At 71.4% G+C, this 21,985-nt stretch carries 18 protein-coding genes; 6 read left to right on the top strand and 12 right to left on the bottom strand.

What is annotated here, in order from left to right:
• Positions 1-733: 733 nt before the first annotated feature.
• A complete protein-coding gene (locus ACFWGJ_RS07330; protein WP_387321589.1) occupies positions 734-2,683 on the bottom strand; it encodes an ABC transporter ATP-binding protein in 1,950 nt (649 codons plus the stop codon).
• Between the two features lie 189 nt (positions 2,684-2,872).
• Here ACFWGJ_RS07330 and ACFWGJ_RS07325 point away from each other — a divergent pair, with 189 nt between their 5' ends.
• The 3 genes from ACFWGJ_RS07325 to ACFWGJ_RS07315 all read left to right on the top strand — a co-directional run bounded on the left by ACFWGJ_RS07325 (position 2,873) and on the right by ACFWGJ_RS07315 (position 7,009).
• A complete protein-coding gene (locus ACFWGJ_RS07325; RefSeq protein ID WP_387321588.1) occupies positions 2,873-3,835 on the top strand; it encodes a YbhN family protein in 963 nt (320 codons plus the stop codon).
• Positions 3,836-4,405: 570 nt separating this feature from the next.
• On the top strand, positions 4,406-5,479 hold the full coding sequence (locus ACFWGJ_RS07320) for a mechanosensitive ion channel family protein (protein WP_387321587.1): 1,074 nt from the start codon (positions 4,406-4,408) through the stop codon (positions 5,477-5,479).
• A gap of 45 nt (positions 5,480-5,524) precedes the next feature.
• Positions 5,525-7,009 (top strand): FGGY-family carbohydrate kinase, encoded by a 1,485-nt coding sequence (locus ACFWGJ_RS07315; RefSeq protein ID WP_387321586.1) that lies wholly within the window; start codon positions 5,525-5,527, stop codon positions 7,007-7,009.
• Positions 7,010-7,039: 30 nt separating this feature from the next.
• Here the strand turns inward: ACFWGJ_RS07315 and ACFWGJ_RS07310 are convergent, their stop codons facing one another.
• The 9 genes from ACFWGJ_RS07310 to ACFWGJ_RS07270 all read right to left on the bottom strand — a co-directional run bounded on the left by ACFWGJ_RS07310 (position 7,040) and on the right by ACFWGJ_RS07270 (position 16,130).
• On the bottom strand, positions 7,040-8,374 hold the full coding sequence (locus ACFWGJ_RS07310; RefSeq protein WP_387321585.1) for an MFS transporter: 1,335 nt from the start codon (positions 8,372-8,374) through the stop codon (positions 7,040-7,042).
• A gap of 107 nt (positions 8,375-8,481) precedes the next feature.
• Positions 8,482-9,480, bottom strand: a complete 999-nt coding sequence (locus ACFWGJ_RS07305) for a catechol 2,3-dioxygenase (RefSeq protein WP_387321584.1) — start codon at positions 9,478-9,480, stop codon at positions 8,482-8,484.
• A gap of 59 nt (positions 9,481-9,539) precedes the next feature.
• Positions 9,540-10,583: a 4-oxalomesaconate tautomerase gene (locus ACFWGJ_RS07300; protein WP_387321610.1), complete on the bottom strand. Its 1,044-nt coding sequence runs from the start codon at positions 10,581-10,583 to the stop codon at positions 9,540-9,542.
• 62 nt (positions 10,584-10,645) lie between these two features.
• Entirely contained in the window at positions 10,646-11,386 is a 741-nt protein-coding gene (locus ACFWGJ_RS07295; protein ID WP_387321583.1) for a 4-carboxy-4-hydroxy-2-oxoadipate aldolase/oxaloacetate decarboxylase, read from the bottom strand.
• Positions 11,383-12,132: a PIG-L deacetylase family protein gene (locus ACFWGJ_RS07290; protein WP_387321582.1), complete on the bottom strand. Its 750-nt coding sequence runs from the start codon at positions 12,130-12,132 to the stop codon at positions 11,383-11,385. Before ACFWGJ_RS07290 ends, ACFWGJ_RS07295 begins: the two co-directional genes overlap by 4 nt.
• Before the next feature lie 63 nt (positions 12,133-12,195).
• Positions 12,196-12,846 (bottom strand): GntR family transcriptional regulator, encoded by a 651-nt coding sequence (locus tag ACFWGJ_RS07285; RefSeq protein ID WP_387321581.1) that lies wholly within the window; start codon positions 12,844-12,846, stop codon positions 12,196-12,198.
• A gap of 437 nt (positions 12,847-13,283) precedes the next feature.
• Positions 13,284-14,012, bottom strand: a complete 729-nt coding sequence (locus tag ACFWGJ_RS07280) for an FAD:protein FMN transferase (RefSeq protein ID WP_387321609.1) — start codon at positions 14,010-14,012, stop codon at positions 13,284-13,286.
• A gap of 38 nt (positions 14,013-14,050) precedes the next feature.
• A complete protein-coding gene (locus ACFWGJ_RS07275; protein WP_387321580.1) occupies positions 14,051-14,758 on the bottom strand; it encodes an FMN-binding protein in 708 nt (235 codons plus the stop codon).
• 31 nt (positions 14,759-14,789) lie between these two features.
• On the bottom strand, positions 14,790-16,130 hold the full coding sequence (locus tag ACFWGJ_RS07270; RefSeq protein ID WP_387321579.1) for a ferric reductase-like transmembrane domain-containing protein: 1,341 nt from the start codon (positions 16,128-16,130) through the stop codon (positions 14,790-14,792).
• A 192-nt stretch (positions 16,131-16,322) separates the two neighbouring features.
• Between ACFWGJ_RS07270 and ACFWGJ_RS07265 the strand changes: the two genes are divergently transcribed.
• Both ACFWGJ_RS07265 and ACFWGJ_RS07260 read left to right on the top strand, forming a co-directional pair.
• A complete protein-coding gene (locus tag ACFWGJ_RS07265; RefSeq protein ID WP_387321578.1) occupies positions 16,323-17,045 on the top strand; it encodes a response regulator transcription factor in 723 nt (240 codons plus the stop codon).
• Positions 17,042-18,481: a sensor histidine kinase gene (locus ACFWGJ_RS07260; RefSeq protein ID WP_387321577.1), complete on the top strand. Its 1,440-nt coding sequence runs from the start codon at positions 17,042-17,044 to the stop codon at positions 18,479-18,481. The genes ACFWGJ_RS07265 and ACFWGJ_RS07260 overlap by 4 nt, the downstream gene beginning before the upstream one ends.
• A 15-nt stretch (positions 18,482-18,496) precedes the next feature.
• On the opposite strand, the gene ACFWGJ_RS07255 is transcribed toward ACFWGJ_RS07260, so the two are convergent.
• Positions 18,497-19,351, bottom strand: a complete 855-nt coding sequence (locus ACFWGJ_RS07255; protein ID WP_387321576.1) for a LysR family transcriptional regulator — start codon at positions 19,349-19,351, stop codon at positions 18,497-18,499.
• A gap of 68 nt (positions 19,352-19,419) precedes the next feature.
• On the opposite strand from ACFWGJ_RS07255, the gene ACFWGJ_RS07250 reads away from it, so the two are divergent.
• On the top strand, positions 19,420-20,343 hold the full coding sequence (locus ACFWGJ_RS07250) for a DMT family transporter (protein ID WP_387321575.1): 924 nt from the start codon (positions 19,420-19,422) through the stop codon (positions 20,341-20,343).
• 33 nt (positions 20,344-20,376) lie between these two features.
• Here ACFWGJ_RS07250 and ACFWGJ_RS07245 read toward each other — a convergent pair whose 3' ends face one another.
• Positions 20,377-21,795 (bottom strand): family 43 glycosylhydrolase, encoded by a 1,419-nt coding sequence (locus ACFWGJ_RS07245; RefSeq protein WP_387321608.1) that lies wholly within the window; start codon positions 21,793-21,795, stop codon positions 20,377-20,379.
• Positions 21,796-21,985 lie beyond the last annotated feature (190 nt).

Genomic DNA, 21,985 nt, shown 5'->3' with positions numbered 1-21,985 from the left:
TCCGCTGTACGGGTGGTGCTTGGTCGACACACCTCGGCTACGGCGGACTCGAAGGTCGTGCCGGACTCTCAAGGTGCGCGGAATCCCGTCGGAACCTCGGGTGCTCCCCGCACTCGATGGCTCCTCCCGGGCTCCGGGAGTGGATCACTGCCGCGTCGGGGGTCTGGGACGCGACTATTGCCTGTCTGTGGCGCCAAACCTTTTGATCATTATTTGTCGCCATGTGTCCGAACAGCTGAAGCACGGTCAATCTAGACCATGAACACCAGTATGTAGAGGGGATGTGTGCAACTTGCGCTCATCTTTTGAGTCTTGAGAGTGCCTTGACGAAAAACGCGTGTCGTGTGACCTGTGAACGACTCCGGGTTCGGTGGAAGCTATGCGCGTTGACTGCAGCGGCCGACCGAGACTCCCGGTGGGCGTGATGGCCGGTCACGCGCCCGTGGGACGGGTTTCTCGCGGTTCCAGCGTGAAAGTGCTGGTCGCCGAACTGGGCGATCCACTTCGCGATACGGGGACCGGCGCCGGGGAGGCCGCGCGAGGGCTCGCCGTGCTTGATCAACTCCCCTGTACGGGAGCCGAATCGGACTTCCCGGGCACCCGCCCCGGGGCGTCGCCGACGGTACCGATCGAGTCGCCGACGCCGTCCGGAAGGAGCCGTTCCCTGCACATGAAAGGCCTGTAATGGCCGTTGGCGTCCGAATGACGAACCGGCCGGGCCTTCACACGCCTGCTACGCGACCGCTTCTCCCCCGACCGCCTCTCCCGCACCGGCGATTCCGGTCACGCCGGCCCCGTCCGCCACACCCCGGCCCTCGCGCACCGGCTTGTCGAACTGGGTGCGGTACAGCTGCGCGTACCGCCCGCCCGCGGCCAACAGCTGGTCGTGCGTGCCGCGTTCGACGATGTGGCCCGCCTCGACCACCAGGATCAGGTCGGCGGCCCGTACCGTCGACAGCCGGTGGGCGATGACGACGGCGGTGCGTCCCTCCAGGGCCTCGGCGAGGGCCGCCTGGACGGCGGCCTCCGAGGTGTTGTCCAGGTGGGCGGTCGCCTCGTCGAGGACGACCACGCGCTGGCGGGCGAGGAGCAGCCGGGCGATGGTCATGCGCTGTCGTTCGCCGCCGGAGAGCCGGTAGCCGCGCTCGCCGACCACCGTGTCGAGGCCGTCGGGCAGGGAGCGCACGAGGTCTTCGAGGCGGGCCCGGCGCAGTACGTCCCACAGGTCGTCCTCGGTGGCGTCCGGCCGGGCGAGGAGGAGGTTGGCGCGGACCGACTCGTGGAAGAGGTGGCCGTCCTGGGTGACCATGCCGAGGGTCGCCCGCATCGACTCGGCGCTCAGGTCGCGGACGTCGACGCCGCCGATGCGTACGGAGCCCCCGTCGGCGTCGTACAGCCGGGGCAGCAGTGCGGCGACGGTGGACTTGCCCGCGCCGGACGAGCCGACGAGGGCGACGGTCTGGCCGGGTTCCGCGCGAAAGGAGATGCCGTGCAGGACCTCGGCGCCGCCCCGGGTGTCGAGCGCGGCGACCTCCTCCAGGGAGGCGAGGGAGACCTTGTCGGCGGACGGATAGGCGAAGCGGACGTCGGTGAACTCGACGGAGGCCGGGCCCTCGGGCACCGCGCGGGCGTCCGGCTTCTCCTCGATGAGCGGCTTCAGGTCGAGCACCTCGAAGACGCGCTCGAAGCTGACCAGCGCGCTCATGACCTCGACGCGCGCCCCGGCCAGCGAGGTGAGGGGCGCGTACAGGCGGGTCAGCAGCAGGGCCAGCGAGACGACGGCGCCCGGTTCCAGGCTGCCGCGCAGGGCGTACCAGCCGCCGAGGCCGTAGACCAGCGCGAGGGCCAGGGCGGAGACGAGGGTGAGGGCCGTGATGAACGCGGTCTGCGCCATCGCCGTGCGCACCCCGATGTCCCGTACGCGGCGGGCGCGGGCCGCGAACTCGGCGGACTCCTCGGCGGGGCGGCCGAAGAGTTTGACCAGGGTGGCGCCGGGCGCGGAGAAGCGTTCGGTCATGCGTGTGCCCATCGCGGCGTTGAGGTCGGCGGCCTCGCGCTGGAGTCTCGCCATGCGCCTGCCCACTCGGCGGGCCGGGATCACGAACACCGGGAGCAGGACGAGCGCGAGCAGGGTGATCTGCCAGGACAGGGTGAGCATCACGGCGAGGGTGAGCAGCAGGGTCACGACGTTGCCGACCACTCCGGAGAGGGTGTTGCTGAAGGCGCGCTGGGCGCCGATCACGTCGTTGTTGAGTCGACTGACGAGCGCTCCCGTACGAGTGCGTGTGAAGAACGCGACCGGCATGCGCTGCACATGATCGAACACGGCTGTCCGCAGATCGACGATGAGTCCCTCGCCCAGCGTCGCGGAGAACCATCGGCTCACCAGGCCGAGGGCCGCCTCGGCGAGCGCGATCACCGCGATGAGCAGGGCGAGCCGGACGACCGTCGTCTCGTCGCCGCCGGCCACGATCGCGTCCACCACACGTCCGGCGAGGACCGGCGTGGCCACGGCGAGCAGGGCCGTGGCCACGCTCAGCACCACGAACTGTCCGATCCGGCGCCGGTGCGGGCGGGCGAATCCGGCGATACGTCGGAGGGTGGCGCGGGCGAAGGGCCGGCGCTCCCGCTGGGCGTTCATGACGCTGTACAACTGCGTCCAGGCTGTCGTCTCCATACTCATGGGACCGACCGTAGAACCTCAAGTTTTCTTGAGGTCAAGGGAATCGCGATGACACTCACCGAAACGAAGTACCTCCCCGGCATCCCGGCTCCCGCCGGGGCGGGCGACGCGAGGCCGTGCGCAGCGTGTCAGCCCTCGTCCCCGTGTCCGCAACCCCCCGTTGGTGCGGCACGGAAAGCCTCGTGCGATGTGACGGTCGAACGGCTCCCCCACAGCCTCCCCAGACGCCTTCCGGTCCGGCAGATCCTGTGCCTGCTCCCGCTCGCCCTCGTGGCCGTGGTGGGGATCCAGCACCGGTCCGTGCTCGCGGAGGGCTTCGGGTATCTCGCCTCGGCGAAGTGGCCCTGGCTGCTGGCCGCCGGCGCCGCGACCTGTATGACGTGGGTGGCGGCCTCCCTCACCCGGCAGGGCGCCCTCGTCCAGCGGCTGCCCAGACGGCGGCTGCTGGCGACCCAGTTCGCGGCGGGCGCGGCCAATCACCTCCTGCCGACGGGCCTCGGCGCGAGCGCGGTCAATCTGCGGTTCATGACGGTGTGCGGGGTGCCGCTGGCCCGTTCGTCGTCGGCGCTCGCGCTGTATCTGCTGGCGGAGTCCGTCGCGCGGGTCGGACTGCTGCTGGGCCTGCTGATCGCCTTCCCGGACGCGCTGCGGGTCGGCGGACTCCTCCCGGACGGCGCGGTGGGCCCGCTGCTGCTCACCGTCGGCGCGGTGGTGCTCGTCGCGGTGACGGTCCTGCTGCTCGTACGACGGGTGCGGACCGCCGTGTTCTCCTTCCTGCGGACCGCGCTGGGCGAGGCCCGGTCGGTGCACACGCGGCCCGCCCGCGCGCTGGCGCTGTGGGGCGGCTCGTTCTCGTTCCCCGTCTTCCAGGCGGCGGGGCTGGCCGCGGTCGGCCAGGCGCTGGGGCTGCCGGTGCCGCCGCTGCACATCGCGGTCGCCTACCTGGCGGCCACGGTCGCCGTCGCGCTGGTGCCGACGCCGGGCGGGATCGGCTCGGTGGAGGCCGCGCTGATCGTGGCGCTGGTCGCGGCGGGCGGCCCTGCCGCGTTGGCGACGGCGGTGGTGCTCGCCTACCGCATCATCACGGTGTGGCTGCCGCTGCTGCCGGGGGCGCTCACGCTGGGTGCGCTGGTGCGGCTGAAGGTGATCTGAGGGGATGCGCTTCGGCGCTTGGCGGAGTGTGGCGGTGGGTGCGCTGTGCGACGTGGCGCTTGCCGGAGTGTTGCGGCTGCGGGAGGTGGGTGGCTGGCCGCGCAGTTCCCCGCGCCCCTTGAGGCGGGGCTGCGCCCCTGCCTCCGGGGCGTTCTCCGCGCCCCTTGGGGCGGGGCTGCGCCCGCGCCCCTGCCTCCGGGGCGTTCGTGGCTGCTGAGGTGTTTGTGTCGATGCATCCAGGCCAACTTGGTACCTGGCCCGGAACGGGCTCGTCGTCGGGGCGGCGGGGTGGACGGCCGGGCGGACTCCGCTCCCGTACCGGCCGGACGGGGCGCCAACAGGACCGGAGATGTACCGAGTTGGCGGCGTTGTCCGTGGGAGATGGCCTGACCTGTGCGGCTGCGCCGCGAAGCACCCGTACGCATGTAGCAAGATGAGCCAGTCCCGCCGGTCGGCGCCCTGTCATGCCCGGCGGGCCGGCACATCCCGGAATCGAGCAGCAGGTGGCAACAAGGTGACGACACACATGACGGGCGTACGCCCTCTCCCCCGCACGACGGGAGGCAGTTGGTGAACCGAGACCTCACTGCCCACGACTGGATCCTGGCGGGCGTCTGGCTGCTCGCCGGGCTCGTGGCGACCGTTCTGCTCCGTTTTCTCCTGCGCTGGCTGGGCAAGCACGCGACCCGTACCCGGTGGACCGGCGACGACGTACTCGTCGACGCCCTGCGCGCGCTGGTACCGGTCGCGGCGATCACGGGCGGAGTGGCCGCCGCGGCGGCGACGCTGCCGCTGACCGGCAAGATCAACCACACCGTCAACCAGATCCTGACGGTCCTGGTCATGCTCGCCGCCACCATCACCGTGGCGCGTGTCCTCGCCGGTCTGGTGCGGGCCGTCACCCAGTCCCGTTCCGGTGTCGCCGGATCGGCCTCGATCTTCGTCAACATCACCCGGGTCGTCGTCCTGGCCATCGGCTGCCTGGTCGTGCTGCAGACCCTGGGGATATCGATAGCCCCGCTGCTCACGGCCCTGGGCGTCGGCGGTCTCGCGGTGGCGCTGGCCCTCCAGGACACCCTCGCCAACCTCTTCGCGGGCATCCACATCCTCGCCTCGAAGACGATCCAGCCCGGCGACTACATCCGCCTCACCAGCGGGGAGGAGGGGTACGTCGTCGACATCAACTGGCGCAACACGGTCGTACGCAACCTCTCCAACAACCTGGTCATCATCCCGAACGCCCAGCTGTCCAGCACGAACATGACCAACTACAGCCGGCCGGAACAGGAGATGACCCTCATGGTGCAGGTCGGTGTCGCCTACGACAGCGACCTGGAGCACGTGGAGCGCGTCACCTCAGAGGTCGTGACCGAGATCATGACGGAGATCGAGGGCGCGACGCCCGAGCACGAACCCGCCATCCGCTTCCACACGTTCGGGGACTCGCGGATCAGCTTCACGGTGATCCTGGGCGTCGGCGAGTTCAGCGACCAGTACCGGATCAAGCACGAGTTCATCAAGCGGCTGCACAAGCGGTACCGCGTCGAGGGGATCCGCATCCCCTCCCCCGCACGCACGGTCGCCCTCCAGCAGAACGGCGTGGCGATTCCCCCGCAGCGCGACGGCTCCCTCTCCCTCCCGTAGAACAGGGGAGGACGGAACGGCTACGGGAGAACGGGGCGCGGGGACATGACGGTGCTCGGGGTCGACATCGGTACGTCCAGCAGCAAGGGCGTGCTGGTCGACGCGGACGGAAGGGTCCTCGCGACGGCCATGCGGCCGCACACGGTCGACCGGCCGCGCCCCGGGCACGTCGAGATGGACGCACGGGTGTGGTGGGACGAGTTCGCCTCCCTCGCCCGGGAGTTGCTGACGTCCGCGCCCGACGGCACGTCCGTCACCGCGGTCGGCGTCAGCGGGATGGGCCCGTGCGTCACACTCGCCGACGCGGCGGACACCCCGCTGCGTCCGGCGATCCTGTACGGCGTCGACACCCGAGCCACCGAGCAGATCGCCCGCCTTGAGGCCGAGTTGGGCCGTGACGCCGTACTGCGCCGCTGCGGCTCCCTGCTGTCCACCCAGGCCGTGGGCCCCAAGCTCGCCTGGCTGGCGGAGCACGAACCGGAGACGGTCGCGCGGGCCCGGCGCCTCTACATGCCCAGCTCGTACCTGGTGCGCCGGCTCACCGGGGCCTACACGCTCGACCACCACTCGGCGAGCCAGGCCGTCCCGCTGTACGACTCCGTCGCCCAGGAGTGGTACGCACCGTGGACGCGGCACGTCGCACCCTGGCTGGAGCTGCCCCGGCTGCTGTGGCCCGGGGACATCGCCGGGCGGGTGACGGCCGAGGCGGCGGACGCCACCGGCCTGCCCGTCGGCGTCCCGGTGATCGCAGGCACGGTCGACGCCTGGTCGGAGGCGCTGAGCGTGGGGGCCCAACACACCGGTGACCTCATGCTCATGTACGGCAGCACCATGTTCCTGATTCACACCCTGGCCGACCGTCTGCTGGTGCCCGAGCTGTGGAGCACGGTCGGGGCCCTGCCCGGCACCCGCAGCCTCGCGGGCGGCATGGCCACGTCCGGTGTGATCACGGACTGGCTGCGGGAGTTGTCCGGGGCGCCCGACCACACGACCCTGCTCGCGGAGGCCGAGGCGTCCGGACCGGGTGCGCGGGGGCTGCTGATGCTCCCGTACTTCGCGGGCGAGCGGACGCCGGTGGCCGATCCGCACGCACGGGGTGTGATCGCCGGGCTGACGGTGGAGCACACCCGCGGTGATCTCTACCGGGCCGCCCTGGAGGCCACGGCCTTCGGTGTCCGGCACAACGTCGAGGCGATGCGCGCGGCCGGAGCGGACGTCCGCCGGGTCGTCGCCGTCGGCGGCGGCACCCGCGGCGGCCTGTGGACCGGGATCGTCTCCTCGGTGACCGGCCTGGAGCAGGAGGTCAGGGCCGTGTCGCTCGGCGCGAGTTACGGGGCGGCGTTCCTGGCCGCCGGCGCGGTCGGCGACCCGCGCATCGACGTGTGGAACCCGGTACGCGAGCGGGTCGCCCCCGACCCGCTCCTGCGCGCCCGCTACGACGAGGTGTACGCCCTCTACCGCCGGCTGTATCCGGCGACGCGGGACATCTCCCACGCGCTGGCCGGACACCAGCGGGACGCCCACGGCTGAGCGTCCCGCACGGCGCCCCTCCCTGTGGGCTCAGTGGGCGGTGACCAGCCCCTGGGGCGTGTCGCTGCCCGCCGCCCGCTTCGCGCCGCGCAGTGCGGCGACGCCGATGAAGACCATCGACGACAGGCCCGCGATCGCGAAGGCGGTGAAGCCCCAGTCGCCGTTCCCGGCGGCGAGCAGCTGGCCGCCGAGCCAGGGCCCGAACACGGCGCCGAAGCGGCCCATGCCCGAGGTCCAGCCGACGGCGGTGGCCCGGCTGTCGGGGGTGGAGCGGATCGAGACGGTCGCGTAGATCATGACCTGGGCGCTGTTGAGGAACACCCCGGTGAGGAAGACGACCGCGAAGGTGAGCCCCAGCGGCATGTGGACGCTGAGCAGGAAGACCCCGGCGGCGGTCAGCGCGAACCAGAGCGACGAGATACGCGGGGCGCCGAAGCGGTCCGCGGCCCGTCCGGCGACCAGCATGCCCACGATGCCCCCGAGGTTGAACAGGACGACGAAGGTCAGGGCCGAGCCCAGTTCGTACCCCTCGCCGCGCATCAGCGTGGGCAGCCAGGTGGCGACTCCGTAGACCAGCAGCAGACCGCCGAAGGAGGCCAGCCAGTACAGCAGGGTCTGGGTCCACTCGCCGCCGCGGAACAGGTTCGCGAGAGCGTTCCAGCGGTCGCCCGCGGGCTTCTTCCCGGTCTCGGCGGGCAGTTCGACCTCGAAGCGGCCGGCCAGTGCGCGGGCCTCCTCGGTACGGCCCTTGGCGACGAGGAAGCTCAGCGACTCGGGCAGGAACTTCGCGAGCGCCGGGACGAAGAGCAGCGGGACCACACAGACCCAGAACGCGGCGCGCCAGCCGAGGGGCTCCACGATCCACAGGGCCACATAGGCGGAGAGGATGCCGCCCGCGTGGTGGGCGGTCATCAGCAGGCCGATGGTGAGGGCGGCGCGGGTGCGCGGGGCGTAGTCGGAGACCATGCTGATCGCGGTGGGCAGCAGTCCGCCGAGGCCGACACCGGCGAGCGTCCGGCCGAGGCCGAAGACCGCCACGCTGTCCGACAGGGCGCAGAGGCCGGAGGCCAGCGAGAAGAGCGTGACGCAGGCGACCATCAGCTTCTTGCGGCCCACCCGGTCGGCGATCGTCCCCGCGGTCAGCGCGCCGATCAGCATGCCGAAGGTGGCGTAGCTGCCGAGGTCGCCCGCCCGGTCCGGGGTGAGGCCGAGGGACTTCTCGGCGAGCATGTGCGGCAGTACGGAGCCGTATATGAACATGTCGAGGCCGTCGAAGAGCACGGCCAGCCAGCACAGGCCCAGAACCAGGAGGGCCATTCTGCTGCCGCGTGCGGACAGGGCGAAGGAGGAAGAGGAGGGGGACATCGTTGTTCCTCTCGTCCAGGAGTCGGGCGCCTGGAGGGGATTCGGGAGGTGGGCCGCGCGGTCCGTGCGACTGACGGCCGACGGCTGACCCGGTGTTGCGCTCGACGCTAGAAATCCGCCCCTTGATTGTCAACGTTTTTGTCAACAATCACAGGAACCGGCGGGGTGCCGTGCGTGTGGAAGGACTCGATGGTCTTCAGACCCCACGCCTGCCCCTTCTTGCGCTCGTTCTCCGTCCAGGTGACCAGCGGCCAGTCGGGGGCGAGCACCAGACGCGTGAGCGGGTTGCACAGTTCGATCCGGTTGCCGCCGGGCTCGTACACGTACAGGAAGAACGTCTGCTGGATGGCGTGCTTGTGCGGGCCCGTCTCGATGAACACACCGGTGTCCAGGGCGAGATCGGCCGCCCGCAGGATGTCCTCGCGGGTGTCCGTGGCGAACGCGATGTGGTGCAGGCGCCCCGTCGAGCCGGTCCAGTCCTCGGTGTAGACGACGTCGTACGACTTGCTGCTGAAGGTCAGCCACTGGGCGGCGATCCTGCCGTCGTCGAGCTGGATCTGCTCGGTGGGGCGGGCGCCGAGCACCTCGTGGACGAAGTCGCCGTTCGCACCGACGTCGGCGGCGAGGAAGTTGACGTGGTCCAGGCGGCGTACGCCCACGCCGTGGCCGGGCTTGGCCTGCGGCTGGTTCTTCAGGCCCGGCTTCAGGCCGTCCGGCGCCCGGTACCACTCGCTCTCCCAGTAGAGGGCGATCTCGTGGCCGTCGGGGTCGGTGGTGACGTACAGCGGGCCGAGGCCCGGCTCGTCCTCGACCCAGCGGCCGGCGCGGCCGGCGCTCTCGGCCTCCTTGACCCGGCGCTGCAGGGCCTCCTCGCTGGAGGCCCGCAGGGCGGTGCGGCGGATGCCGGACGTCTCGTGCGCGGTCAGCACCAGGCTGTGGTGTTCGTAGTCGTCCCAGGTCCGCAGGTAGACGGAAGTCCCGTCCGCGGAGCGGCCGTTCTCGGTGAGGCCGAGGTAGGCGGTGAAGAACCGGACACTGGCGTCCAGGTCGGGGGTGAGCAGTTCGACGTGCCCGAGGTGGGCGATGTCGCCGAGCGGCGGGGCCATGAGGCCTCCTCAGAAGTGTGGTGCGGCTCAGGGGAGTTGCGCTCCGGGTGGTGCGCGGCTCAGGCGGGCCGGGGGAAGACCGTGCCGTCGAAGATCTTGCGGGCGGTACGGACGACGGCGGTGCGCCGGGCCACGGGAGCGCCGCCCGGAAGGTCATGGGCGAGGGCCGTCTCGATGTCGAGGAAGCCGGTGGGATGCTCGATCCGCATCCGGTCCCCGTGCTCCGGCACGCGCGCCACGCCCTCGCCGACACCGCCCTCGACACGCAGTCCCGCGGCGACGCTCGCCGCGCCCAGGACGCCGATCGAGGTGTGGCAGCGCACGGGTATGAAGGTGCGCGTCATGACCGCGCCGCCGTCCACCGGTGGTGCGAGCAGGCTGAGTTTGGGCACGGTGGTGTTCTCCACGTCGCCCAGGCCCATGAGTTCGCCGGCCGCCAGCCTGATCTCCCGCAGCCGCGCGCCCAGTTGCCGGTCCGCCTCCAGATCGGCGGGCTCCTCGTAGCCGGTGACACCGAGCGAGGACGCCGCGATCAGGACGGTCGGCATGCCGTTGTTCACGCAGGTCACCGGGGTGTCGGCGACGAGGTCGCGCGCACGGCCGGTCGGCAGCAGCGGACCGGTCCCCGGCGGGAACTCGATGACGACCGGCGCGGCGGACCCCGGCACGCCGGAGATCTCCGCCGCGCCGGAGTAGTCGACGATTCCGCCCGGCGTGGGGAACTCCGCGACGGCGAGGTCCCCGGTGTTCAGCATGCGGATCCGTACGGAGGTGCGGTCGCCGCCCGGGGCGACCAGGCCGCGCTCCACGGCGAAGGGGCCCACGCCCGCGAGGAGATTGCCGCAGTTCTGACGATCACTCACCTCGGGCTTTTCGACGCCGACTTGGAGGAACAGATAGTCGACGTCCGCCGCCGGGTCGGCGGACACGGAGACCACCGCGACCTTGCTGGTCAGGGGATGCGCACCGCCCAGACCGTCGATCTGCCGCGGGTCGGGGCTGCCCATGGTCCGCAGCAACAGGGCGTCGCGCGGGGCGGGTTCGGCGGGCAGGTCCCCGGCGAGGAAGTAGGCGCCCTTGGAGGTGCCGCCGCGCAGGAGCATGCAGCGCACCTCGTCGGTACGGGCAGCCGCGGGAGCCTGCGTACGGGGAGTGGCGGCGCCGGTCAAGACCCGGCCCCGTCCCGCTCCGCCGCACCGTCGCGCTCGCGCTCCCGCTCGTACTCGTCGTACGACTGATAGGAGACCCCGAGGCGTACGAGGGTCTCGCGCAGGCCGTAGCGGTCGAGGCCGAGCTGGCCCTCCTGGAAGGCGGCCCGGGCGCCGGCCTCCTTGGCCTCGCGGGCCTCGGACGCCTCGGCGGTGCGGCGGGCCCGCTCGCGCGGTACGCACACCACACCGTCGTCGTCCGCGATGATCACGTCACCGGGACGGATCACCTGGCCGCCGACGACCACCGGCACATTCACGCTGCCGCCGGTCGCCTTGACCGTGCCCTGCGGGCTGACCGCCGCGGACCAGGCGGGAAAGCCCATCTCGCGCAGTTCCACCGTGTCCCGGATGCCCGCGTCGATGACCAGGCCGCGCACTCCGCGCCGCTGCAGCGCGGTGGCGAACAGCTCGCCGAACATGCCGTCGGTGGAGGGCGAGGTGGTCGTGACGACCAGGATGTCGCCCTCGCCGCACTGCTCGACCGCCGCGTGGATCATGAGGTTGTCGCCGGGCCAGGAGAGCACCGTGACCGCGGTGCCCGCGACCCGGGTGTCCTGCTGGACCGGGCGCAGACGGGTGCCGAGCAGGCCGGTGCGGCCCATCGCCTCGTGCACGGTGGCGACCCCGTGGGCGGCGAGCGCCTCGACGTCCTTCGCGTCCGCCTTCGGCGGGTCGGTGACGATCACGCCGCTCATGCCAGCTCCCCTGTGACCTGCGGGTAGGGCCGCATGTACGCCTCGGCCATGGTCTTGTGGGCCAGCCCCAGATTGGGTCCGGCGTTGCGCTTCAGCTGGACACCGCGGCGGACCGCGAGGTCCGTGTAGTAGTCCCACAGGTGCTGCTGGGCGGCCAGGCACTCCATCGCCTTGCGCTTGGTCTCCCAGACCTCCGAGATGTCGAGGAGCACCTGCGGCTTGAAGCCGCACATCTCGGGCTGGTGGGGCTCGAAGAAGAACACCGGCGGGGCGCCGATGATCTCCCCCTCGGCCGGGTAGCCGATCGCCTGCGCGAGGACGCGTGCGTCCAGGGCCATGCGGGCGGCGGCCGGATGGTCGCCGTTGTAGGGATCTTCGAGCGGGTGGGTGAGTACGACGTCGGGCTGGGCCGCGCGGTAGACGCCCACCAGACGGTCGGTCAGTTCCGGGGTGACGGTCAGGGGGTAGTCGCCGGCGTCGAAGAAGACGACCTCGGCGCCGAGCGCGGCGGCTGCCGCCTCGGCCTCTTCGCGGCGGATCCCCTTGATCTCCTCCAGTGACCTGCCCGCGCGCCAGGCCTTCGCGGACTCGCCGCGCTCGCCGTAGGTGAGACAGGCGATGGTGACCTTCTCACCGCGGGCGGCGGCGAGGGCGATGGCTCCTCCCGCCCGCCACACGAAGTCCCCGGCGTGGGCGGTGACGACGAGCGTCGACCGTGGGGTGTTGGGCGCGTTGCCGTGGGTCATTCCTGCGATCTCCTTGCTGGACAGGCCGATTGACCCACCCCGCGGCGTCATGCACGCGTTACGTCATTCACGCAGCGCGTCGATCACACCCGCGAGGTGGGAGCGGACGGCCTCTTCGGCCGCCTGCGGGTCCCGGGCCCTGATCGCGTCGATCATGGCCAGGTGCTCATTCAGGGACTTCTGGGGGCGCCCCGGGCGCAGCGCGAGCTGGAAACGGTGGCGCACCAGTTGGGCGTTGAGCCGTTCCAGGAGACCTACGGCCACCTGCTGGCCGCTGAACTGCCTGATGTGGGCGTGCAGTTCGTGGTTGAGGTCGGAGTAGGTCACCGGTTCGCCGTCGGCGACGGCCTTGGACATCGCCTCGCCCAGGGCGGTCAGCTGGTCCAGCTGCTCGTCCGTGGCCTCGACGGCCGCCTTGCCCGCGCACAGTCCTTCCAGGACCATGCGGCACTCGGTGATGGCGACCGCTTCCTCCACGGTCACCACGCGGACGCGTGAGCCGCGGTTGCGGATGCGTTCGACCAGTCCTTCCGACTCCAGCTCGATCAGGGCTGCGCGGACACTGGCCCGGGTGACCTCGAACTGCTCGGCGAGTTCGTTCTCCACGAGGCGTTGGGCCGGGGCCATGTCGCCTCGCAGGATGGCTTGCCGCAGCTGCGTGAGTGCGTGCTGTCTGGCTTGCTCTCCGGTGCTCGGACGGGCTTCTTTCGGCATGTGCGCCCTCCCTGAGTGAGTGCCTGTCGAACGTAAATCTAGACGAACAAGATTGTCAACAATTTTGTTCGTGATCTACCCCGACGTGCCCCGGCACCTCACGGCGGCTTGTCTGTCACCCGCGGCCCGGTGGGGGCTGGCCGCGCAGTTCCCCGCGCCCCTAAAACCCAAAAGACACCGCCGCACCCCCACCCCACGACGGCCAGTCATAAAACGGCGCCCCTAAGGGGCGCGGGGAACGGCGCGACCAGCCACAACGGATCCGCACCCAGCGACGGCCAGTCGTCAAACGGCGCCCTTAAGGGGCGCGGGGAACTGCGCGACCAGCCACGACGCACCCGCACCCCACGACGGCGAGTCATCAACCGGCGCCCTTCAGGGGCGCGGGGAACGGCGCGGCCAACCCCCACCCACCCGCACCCCACGACGGCCAGTCGTCAGACTGGAAACCCCGCGCTCCGCCGAACCCCCCGCCCCGCGTCCACCGCGAACACCTCGCACCCCCCACGCGCCGCGGCCCACTCAACCCCCTCCGCGCCCATCGCGAACCCCGCCGTCGCCACCGCGTCCGCCTCCGTCAGCGTGGGCGCGACCACGGTCAGGCTGAGCAGCCCGGTCGCCGGCAGCCCCGTACGCCCGTCGAGGATGTGGTCCCCCCGCTCGTACCGCCCGGAGGTCGCCACCGCCCCGTCGGCGACCTCCACCACCGCGCAGACACGATCGGCCCGCTCCGGATGCCGTATCCCGATCCGCCAGGGACGGCCCGCCGCGACCACGTCACCGCCGGCGTTGAGGCAGAACATGGTGACGCCCGACGCCCGCAGCAGCTCAGCCCCGCGCTGGACCGCCCAGCCCTTGACCATGGCGCAGGGATCGAGCCCCCGGCCGGGCAGCCGCACCTGGAACGCGCCGCCGCTCTCGACCCGGTAGCGCTCGCACAGGCCGAGGACCTCGACCAGATCGGGGCTCAGCTCGTCGTCCGACAGTTCGCCCCGGTCCAGCCGGGACACCTCACTGTCGGGCAGGAAGGGGCTGAACCGCGCGTCGACCTCCCGCAGCCACGCGAACACCCGGTCCGCGGCCTCCCCGCCGGACCCGCCGGACCCGCCCGCGCCCTCGATCCGCAACGAGATCGGCAGCCCCATGATCTGCTCGACCCGATGCACCGCCGCACTCGCACCGAACGCCGTGGACACCACCGCCATCAGCCCCTCGCGTCGAGCGCAGCCTGCAGCGACTCGACGTACCCCTCGCTCGTGATCGTTGCCCCGGACACCGCGTCGATGTCGGCGCTCTGCGCCTCAAGCGTCGACGCGATGAGCTTCGGCACGGCCGCCTCGGTCTGCGGATGGTTCGGCTGCTGGAGCATCCGTACCGAACCGATGGTGTCGCCGTCGAAGGTGACCTCGACCTGGACGGTGCCCTTCTCGGTGTTCACCGCGGACCCCGCCACCACCTGGGACGCGGCGGCCGACGCGGACGGCGAGGCGGAGGCCGCCGCCGCGGACTTCGCCTGCGCGTCGATGGCCGCCTGCAGCGACTCCCGGTAACCGTCGCTGGTGATCGTCGCGCCGGACACCGTGTCGACGTCGGCGCTCTGCGCCTCAAGCGTCGACGCGATCAGCTTCGGCACGGCCGCCTCGGTCTGCGGATGGTTCGGCTGCTGGAGCAGCTTCACGGCCGTGATCTTGTCGCCGTCGAAGGTCACCTCGACCTGGACGGGGCCCTTCTCGGTGGTCACCGTCGTGCCCCTGACCACCTGGGACGAGCCGTCCCCGGCGGAGGACGCGGAGGGCGTCGAGGCGGGCGCCGACGCCTCGGTGGTGGTCGTCGTTCCGTCCGAGGGGGCGTAGCGCCACACCGGGACCAGGCCCGCGACACTCAGGACCAGGACAGGTATTGCTCGCTTCACGATGTCTCTCTCATCCCGCTCACGGCGTCGCTCAGCCCGCCAGGCTGAAGCGCTCGAAATGGATCTGCGGCTTGGGTACGCCCAGCTCGCGCAGGCTGCCGAGGACCGCGTTCATCATCGGGGGCGGTCCGCACAGGAAGACGTCACGGTCGCCGATGTCCGGGACGAGCCGGGCCAGCTCGGCCGGGGCCAGCTTGTCGGGGCTGACAGGACCGGACACCAGGTGCAGCTCGGCCCCCTTGGCGTGGGCGAGTCCGCGCAGTTCCTCGTACAGGACCGCGTCCCGGTCCGAGCCGACCCGGTAGATGACGACGGCGTGCCCGTGCAGTTCCTCCAGCAGGGCCCGGATCGGCGTGACACCGACGCCGCCGGCGATGAGTACGGCTTCGGAGCGGGTGCGGTGCATCGCGGTGAAGGCGCCGTACGGGCCCTCGGCGAAGACCCGCGTACCCACCTTGAGGTGCCTGAGGGCGGCGGTGCCGTCACCGGCCGTCTTGGCGGTGAGTCGCAGCGAGCGGCCGTCGGGGGCGGCCGACAGGGAGAACGGGTTGGCCTGCCACCAGCGGTCCTTGGTGAGGAACCGCCACAGGAAGAACTGCCCGGCGCGGGCCGGCAGCCGGTCGAGGTCGCGTCCCGTGATGTGGACGGAGACGACGGTGTCGGACTCGGGCACCACGGCGGAGACCCGCAGCTGGTGGCGCATGTTCCGCCACAGCGGCAGGACGGCCCGGCCCAGCAGCACCGCGCCGAGGGCGACGCCCCACAGCACGTACCAGTACGTCGTGGCGGCGGGCGACGCGGTGAACGTCGTACCGGCCGCGACCTGGTGCGTGAACGCCAGCACCACGGCGACGTACGTGTACAGGTGGATGAAGTGCCAGGTCTCGTACGCGAGCCTGCGGCGGGCGAAGCGCGCCGAGACCCCGCCGATCACGAGGATCAGGCCGAGCGCGACGATCGCGCGGAAGACACCCTCGACGGTCTGCCCGAGGTCGACCAGCTGGTTGACCGGGTCCATCGAGGACGACTGGGCGTAGCCGAAGGTGATGAACACGGCGTGCCCGAGCAGGGTGAAGAGCAGGCCGAAGCCGACCCAGCGGTGCCAGGAGGTCAGCCGGTCCATGCCGATACGGCGGTCGAACCACGGCAGCCGGGCGACCAGCAGCAGCTGGAAGGCCATCAGGAGCGCGCCGTACAGGCCGGCGAGTCTGCCCAGCACGATGAGGGCGTTCGAGGCGAACCCGGCCTGGATGAAGAACACGGTCACCACGACCACGTTCACGGCCAGCACGCCGTACAGGCCGGCGCGGGCCACCACCTTGGGGCGCACCGCCGCGGTCGGCGGCGGAACGGTCGTCTGGACAGTCGTCACGGACGGCAACTCCTTGATCGGGTCCTCGGACCCCTGATCCGGGTCCTGGATCCCTCATTCGGGTCCTGGGACTCCGAGCCTGCCTCGTCAACCCTGTCGTTTTCCTGTCGCTGAACTTTCAAGTGTTTATCGATCCGGTCCCGGAGCGTTCTCGCCTATGGCGTATCCGGCCACGTGAAGCACTATGGGCACGTGGAAAAAGTACGACTTCTCGTCGTGGACGACGACCCGCCCATCGCCGACCTGGTCGCGACGGTCGCCCGCTACGAGGGCTGGGAGGCGGTCACCGCGAACTCCGGCGAGGAGGCGCTGCACCGCGCCGCCGAGTTCCACCCGGACATCGTGGTGCTCGACCTGATGCTGCCGGGGCTCGACGGCTTCGCCGTCCTGGACCGTCTGCGCCTGTCCGGGACGATGGTGCCCGTCGTCTTCCTCACCGCACGGGACGGCGTGGCGGACCGGGTCGCGGGCCTCACCAGGGGCGGCGACGACTACCTCGTCAAACCGTTCGCGGTGGAGGAGCTCATGGCCCGGCTGCGGACCGTGCTGCGCCGCAGCGCGGGACCCGCCTTCCAGCGCTCCGTGCTGACGGTGGCGGACCTGACGATGGACGAGGACACCCGCGAGGTGCGCCGGGGCGAACGACTGCTGACGCTGACCCCGACCGAGTACGAGGTGCTCCGCTACCTGATGCGCAAATCACCGACGGTACTCACCAAGGCCCAGATCCTCGACCACGTCTGGGAGTACGGCTTCGGCGGGCGCTCGAACGTGGTGGAGCTGGTCATCAGCCGGCTGCGCCGCAAACTCGACGGCGACCCCGACACGACGACCGGCGACGACAAGGGCGACGAGCCGCAGCTGATCCACACCGTACGGGGCGTCGGATACGTCGTCCGGCAGGTCACCGAGTGATCGGCCGGCTCCGCGACACCTACCGCAGACTCCGCCTCGGCACCCGGCTCGCGCTCGGCATGGGCGTGCTCTCGCTGGTCGTCTTCGCCGTGGTCGGCACCGCGCTGTCGACGTACATGCGGGACTATCTGGAGCGCCAGCTCAACGACCAGATGAAGCTCGTCCAGACCACCCAGTCCAAGGACGCCCAGGCGCACGGCACGGTGGAGCGCCGGCCGTACTACGGCTGGTACACGGCGGTGTACGACGTCTCGGGCGACTCGGCCGTCCTGCGCAAGCCCAGTGACGTGCCGAAGGACACCGTCGAGCTGACCTCCTTCGCCGAGTCGCTGGCCAGGGCGGGGGCGACGGAGATGTCCCACACCACGCGCATCGAGGACGAGGGCGCGTACCGGCTGCGTGCCTGCAAGATCGGCCAGGGCGTCGTCCTGGTCACCGCGGCGCCCCTGGAGGACATCGAGGACACCATGGACCAACTCGTCACGGTCCAGGTCGTCGCGTTCGCCCTCGCGCTGCTCGGGCTCGTGGTGTTCGGGCGCGCGGTGCTGCGCCGCGGTCTGCAGCCGCTCAGCGACATGGCGCACACCGCCCGCGGCATCACCTCGCACGACTTCACCGACTCGGCCCGGCTGCCGGTGCGCGCCGACCGCGGCAACGGCGGCCCGGAGGTCGAGGAACTGCGTACCGCGTTCAACACCATGCTGGAGCACATCGACGACTCCCTCGCGGTCCGCACGGAGGCCGAGCAGCGTCTGCGCCGCTTCGTCGCGGACGCCTCGCACGAGCTGCGTACGCCCCTGATGTCGGTACGCGGTTACGCGGACCTCTTCCAGTACGCGGCGGCCAACGAGCCCGGCGAGCGGGACAGGCATCTGGCCAGGCTGCGCGCCGAGGCCGCCCGGATGGGTGTGCTGCTCGACGATCTGCTGCTGCTCGCCCGCCTGGACGCCGCCGAGGTGGAGGCGCCGCTGCGGCTGGAGGAAGCGGACCTCGCGGAGCTGGTGCGGCAGGCCGCGGACGCCTTCCGGGCCACCCACGCGGACCGTCCGCTGACCGTGACGGCCGCTTCCGGCCCGGTGCGGCTGCGGCTCGACGTCCTGCGGATCCGGCAGGTCCTCGACAACCTCCTCACCAACGCCGCCGTGCACACCCCCGCCGGTACCGAGGTCGCCGTGGAGGTGTCCGTCACGTCCGGGGCGGCCGTCGTGCGGGTCACGGACTCCGGTCCCGGCATCCCGGCCGCCGACCAGGAGCGCGTCTTCGACCGCTTCTTCCGGATCGACAAGGCCCGCAGCCGGGACCGGGGCGGCAGCGGGCTGGGACTTGCCGTGGCCCGCTCCCTGGTCCGGGCCCACGGGGGGACCATCGACGTGCGGAGCCGGCCGGGGGCGACGACGTTCACGCTGACGATCCCCTTGCACCGCGACATCCCCTGACGGGGCGCGGCCGGTTCAGCCCGCCCGGTAGAGGGCCGTGAGCAGTTCGGTCACGGCCGGGGCGGCGGGATGCGGGTCGTCGCGCCACCAGGCCAGGCGGACCGCGATCGGCTCGGCGTCCCGGACCGGCCGGTAGACGACCCCGGGCCGCGGATACTGGTGCGCGGTCGACTCCGCCGTCATCCCCACGTACCGGCCCGTGGAGATCGTGGTCAGCCAGTCGTCGATGTCGTGGGACTCCCTGGTGTCCGGGCGGGCGTCCGGCGGCCACAGTTCCGTCGTGGTGGTCCCGGTCCGCCGGTCGACGAGCAGGACGCGTCCGGCGAGGTCGGCCAGCCGGACCGATCGGCGCCGCGCCAGCGGGTCGTCGGAGGCCATGGCGCACAGCCGCCGTTCCAGGCCGACGATGACCGAGTCGAAGCGGCGCTCGTCCAACGGCCGCCGTACGACGCTCAGTTCACAGGTGCCCTCGGCCAGTCCGGCGGTCGCGGAGTTGGCGCGGACCAGTTCCAGTTCCGTCGCGGGGTGCGCGGTCGCCCAGGCGCGCTGGAAGGTCAGCGTGTGGCGGCCGAGCGCCGACCAGGCGTACCCGATCCGCAGCGAGGTCTGACCCGAGGCGGCCTCCCGGACCAGGCCCTCCACCTCGGCGAGCACCCGCCGGGCGTGCGCCACCACGCGCAGGCCCGTCGCCGTCGGGGTCACCTCCCTGGAGGTACGTCTCAACAGCCTTACCCCCAGGGCCCGTTCGAGCGAGGCCAGGGTGCGGGACACCGCGGCCTGGGAGACCCCGAGGGCGATGGCCGCGTCGGTGAAGCCGCCCTCGTCGACGATCGCGACGAGACAGCGCAACTGCCGCAGTTCCACATCCATGACTCAAGCGTATAGATGGATCCGAGAATGCATTTTGCGCATGCCGGCGACCGGCGCAGCATCGGAGCATGTACGCAGCCTCCGCGCCTTCGCCGGCGTCCGCACCGGCTTCGACTCCCGCGCAGCACGCGCCCGCGGCGCCCACGGCGCCCGCCCCCGAGGGCGGGCGTCCGGCGGCTCTGCTCACCCTCCTCGGCAGCGGTCTGTCCAATCAGACCGGCGCGGCGATCGGTTCCCTGGCCTTCCCGGTCCTGGGTCCCCTCGGTGTCGTCGCGGTCCGCCAGTACGTGGCCGCGCTCGCCCTCTTCGCGGTCGCCAGGCCTCCGCTGCGCTCCTTCACCCGGCACCAGTGGTGGCCGGTCCTGCTGCTGGCCCTGGTGTTCGGGACGATGAACCTGTCCCTGTACACCGCCATCGACCGCATCGGGCTCGGTCTTGCGGTGACCCTGGAGTTCCTCGGCCCGCTCGCCGTCGCACTGTCCGCGGCGCGCCGGCGGATCGACGCCTGCTGCGCGCTGGTCGCCGCGGCGGGCGTCGTCACGCTGATGCGCCCGCAGCCGTCGGCGGACTATCTCGGCATGGGCCTCGGACTGCTCGCCGCGGTCTGCTGGGCCTCCTACATCCTGCTCAACCGCACGGTGGGCCGCCGCCTCCCCGGAGCGCAGGGCTCGGCCGCCGCGGCGGCCGTCTCCGCCCTGATGTTCCTGCCGGTGGGCATCGTCCTCGCGCTCCGCAGCCCGCCGACCCTCACGGCTGTGGGGTACGCCGTCGCCGCGGGCGTGCTCGCCTCCGCCGTGCCGTACCTGGCGGACATGTACACCCTGCGCCGTGTCCCCGCCGCGGCCTTCGGCCTCTTCATGAGCGTCAATCCGGTACTGGCGGGTCTGGTCGGCTGGGTCGTCCTGGGCCAGCGCCTGGGCCCTGTGGAGTGGGCCGCCGTCGGCGCGGTCGTCGCCGCCAACGCGCTCAGCATCCTCACGGCCCGGCGCTGAACCGGGCGGCGCGCCGCACCCCTCGTCAGTGGGTCACTCGGCGTAGAACGTGGCGTCCGCCCTCGCCGTCGCCGTGTCGGCGGGCTGCGTGACGAGCAGGTAGTCGTAGTGCCGGACATAGCTGCCCGCCACGTTGTACGACTCGAAGGAGACACCCGTCGCGTCCGCGAGACCGGCCCGCCGGTGGAAACTCGCGTCGCCCTTGAAGGCCGTACTCCCGTCGCTCCTGTCCACCCACACCTCGCCGTTGCCGCGGTGGCGGAGGTAGTAGCCGGGGAAGTTCGCCGATTCGAGCGAGACGGTCCCGGTGCCGGCGAGACCGGTCACCACCCGGAACTGCGAGTCGGCGAGGTTGGTGACGTTCGGCTCGATCTTCGCCCGGTACTCCCAGTGCCGGATGAACCGGTCGGGGAAGTTGTACGAGGAGAAGCGGACCGGGGTGACCCCGTCGGCCACCGGGATGCCGAAGTTGGGTGTGCCGTCGGCGTTCCAGTACAGCTTCTGGTAACGGGTGCGCCGGTTGGGGTCGTTGAGCGGATCGCCGCTGATGTCCTTGTAGTTGCGGTCGTGGTAGACGAGGACGTCGGACCTGCCGTCCTCGGACGTGGTGAAGGTGTTGTGGCCCGGTCCGTACTGGCCGGTGGCCGCGTTGCTGGTGAAGACCGGGGTGGGCGTCTTGGCCCAGGAGGACGCGTTCATCAGGTCGGCGGAGGCCGAGGCGGTCAGCAGACCGAGGCAGTAGTTGCTGTCGGTGGCGCTCGCCGAGAAGGTCATGAAGACCTTGCCGCCGCGCTGGATGACCGCCGGGCCCTCGTTGACGGTGTGCCCGACCTTCTCCCAGGCGTTGGTGGGCCGGGAGATCATGACCGGACTGCCGCTGATGGTCCAGGGGTTGGACAGCTTGGCCAGATAGATGTTGGTGCCGTCACCGACCGCCGGGTCGTTCTGCGCCCAGCTCAGATAGCGGGTGCCGCCGACGGTGAAGGTCGTCGCGTCCAGCGAGAAGGTGTCGAGCGGGAGAGCGATACGGCCCTTCTCGGTCCAGGTTCCGGTCAGCGGGTTGGCCGCGCTCGTCTCCAGGACGTACGGCCGGATCTTCCAGATGTCACTGGTGGACCCAGCGGCGAAGTAGACGTACCACTTGCCGCCGATGTAGTGGATCTCGGGAGCCCAGATGTGCGCGCCCATGTCCCCGCTGGCGTGCTTGGTCCAGATCGTCGTCTCGGCGGCCGTGGACAGCCCCTGGAGGGTGGTGGCCCGCCGCATCACGATCCTGTCGTACGCGGGCACGGTCGCGGTGAAGTAGTAGTAGCCGTCGGTGTGCTTGAAGATGTGCGGGTCTGCGCGCTGTTCGGCGACGGGGTTGGTGTAGGTGACGGCGGGCGAGGTGGGGGCGGCGGCCTCGGCGGTGCCGGAGGCCAGTGCGGCCAGGATGACGGACAGGGCCGTCACCGCCCTTGCGATCGTACGTCTCACGGTGTTCCTCCCGGATGGGTCCACTCACGACGGTTCCGACAGACGGGTTCTCGCCCCCGCCGCCCCTACCCGTTCCCGTTCCTGCATGGGGGCTGCGCCCCCTCGCCCCCCTTTGCGCAGTTCCCCGCGCCCCAGTTCCCCGCGCCCCCAAAAAAAGGCAGTTCCC

It is taken from the genome of Streptomyces sp. NPDC060205 (genome assembly GCF_042728395.1).
In the GTDB taxonomy this organism is placed as follows: Bacteria; Actinomycetota; Actinomycetes; order Streptomycetales; family Streptomycetaceae; genus Streptomyces.
This window is presented reverse-complemented; position numbering and strand designations above follow the sequence as displayed.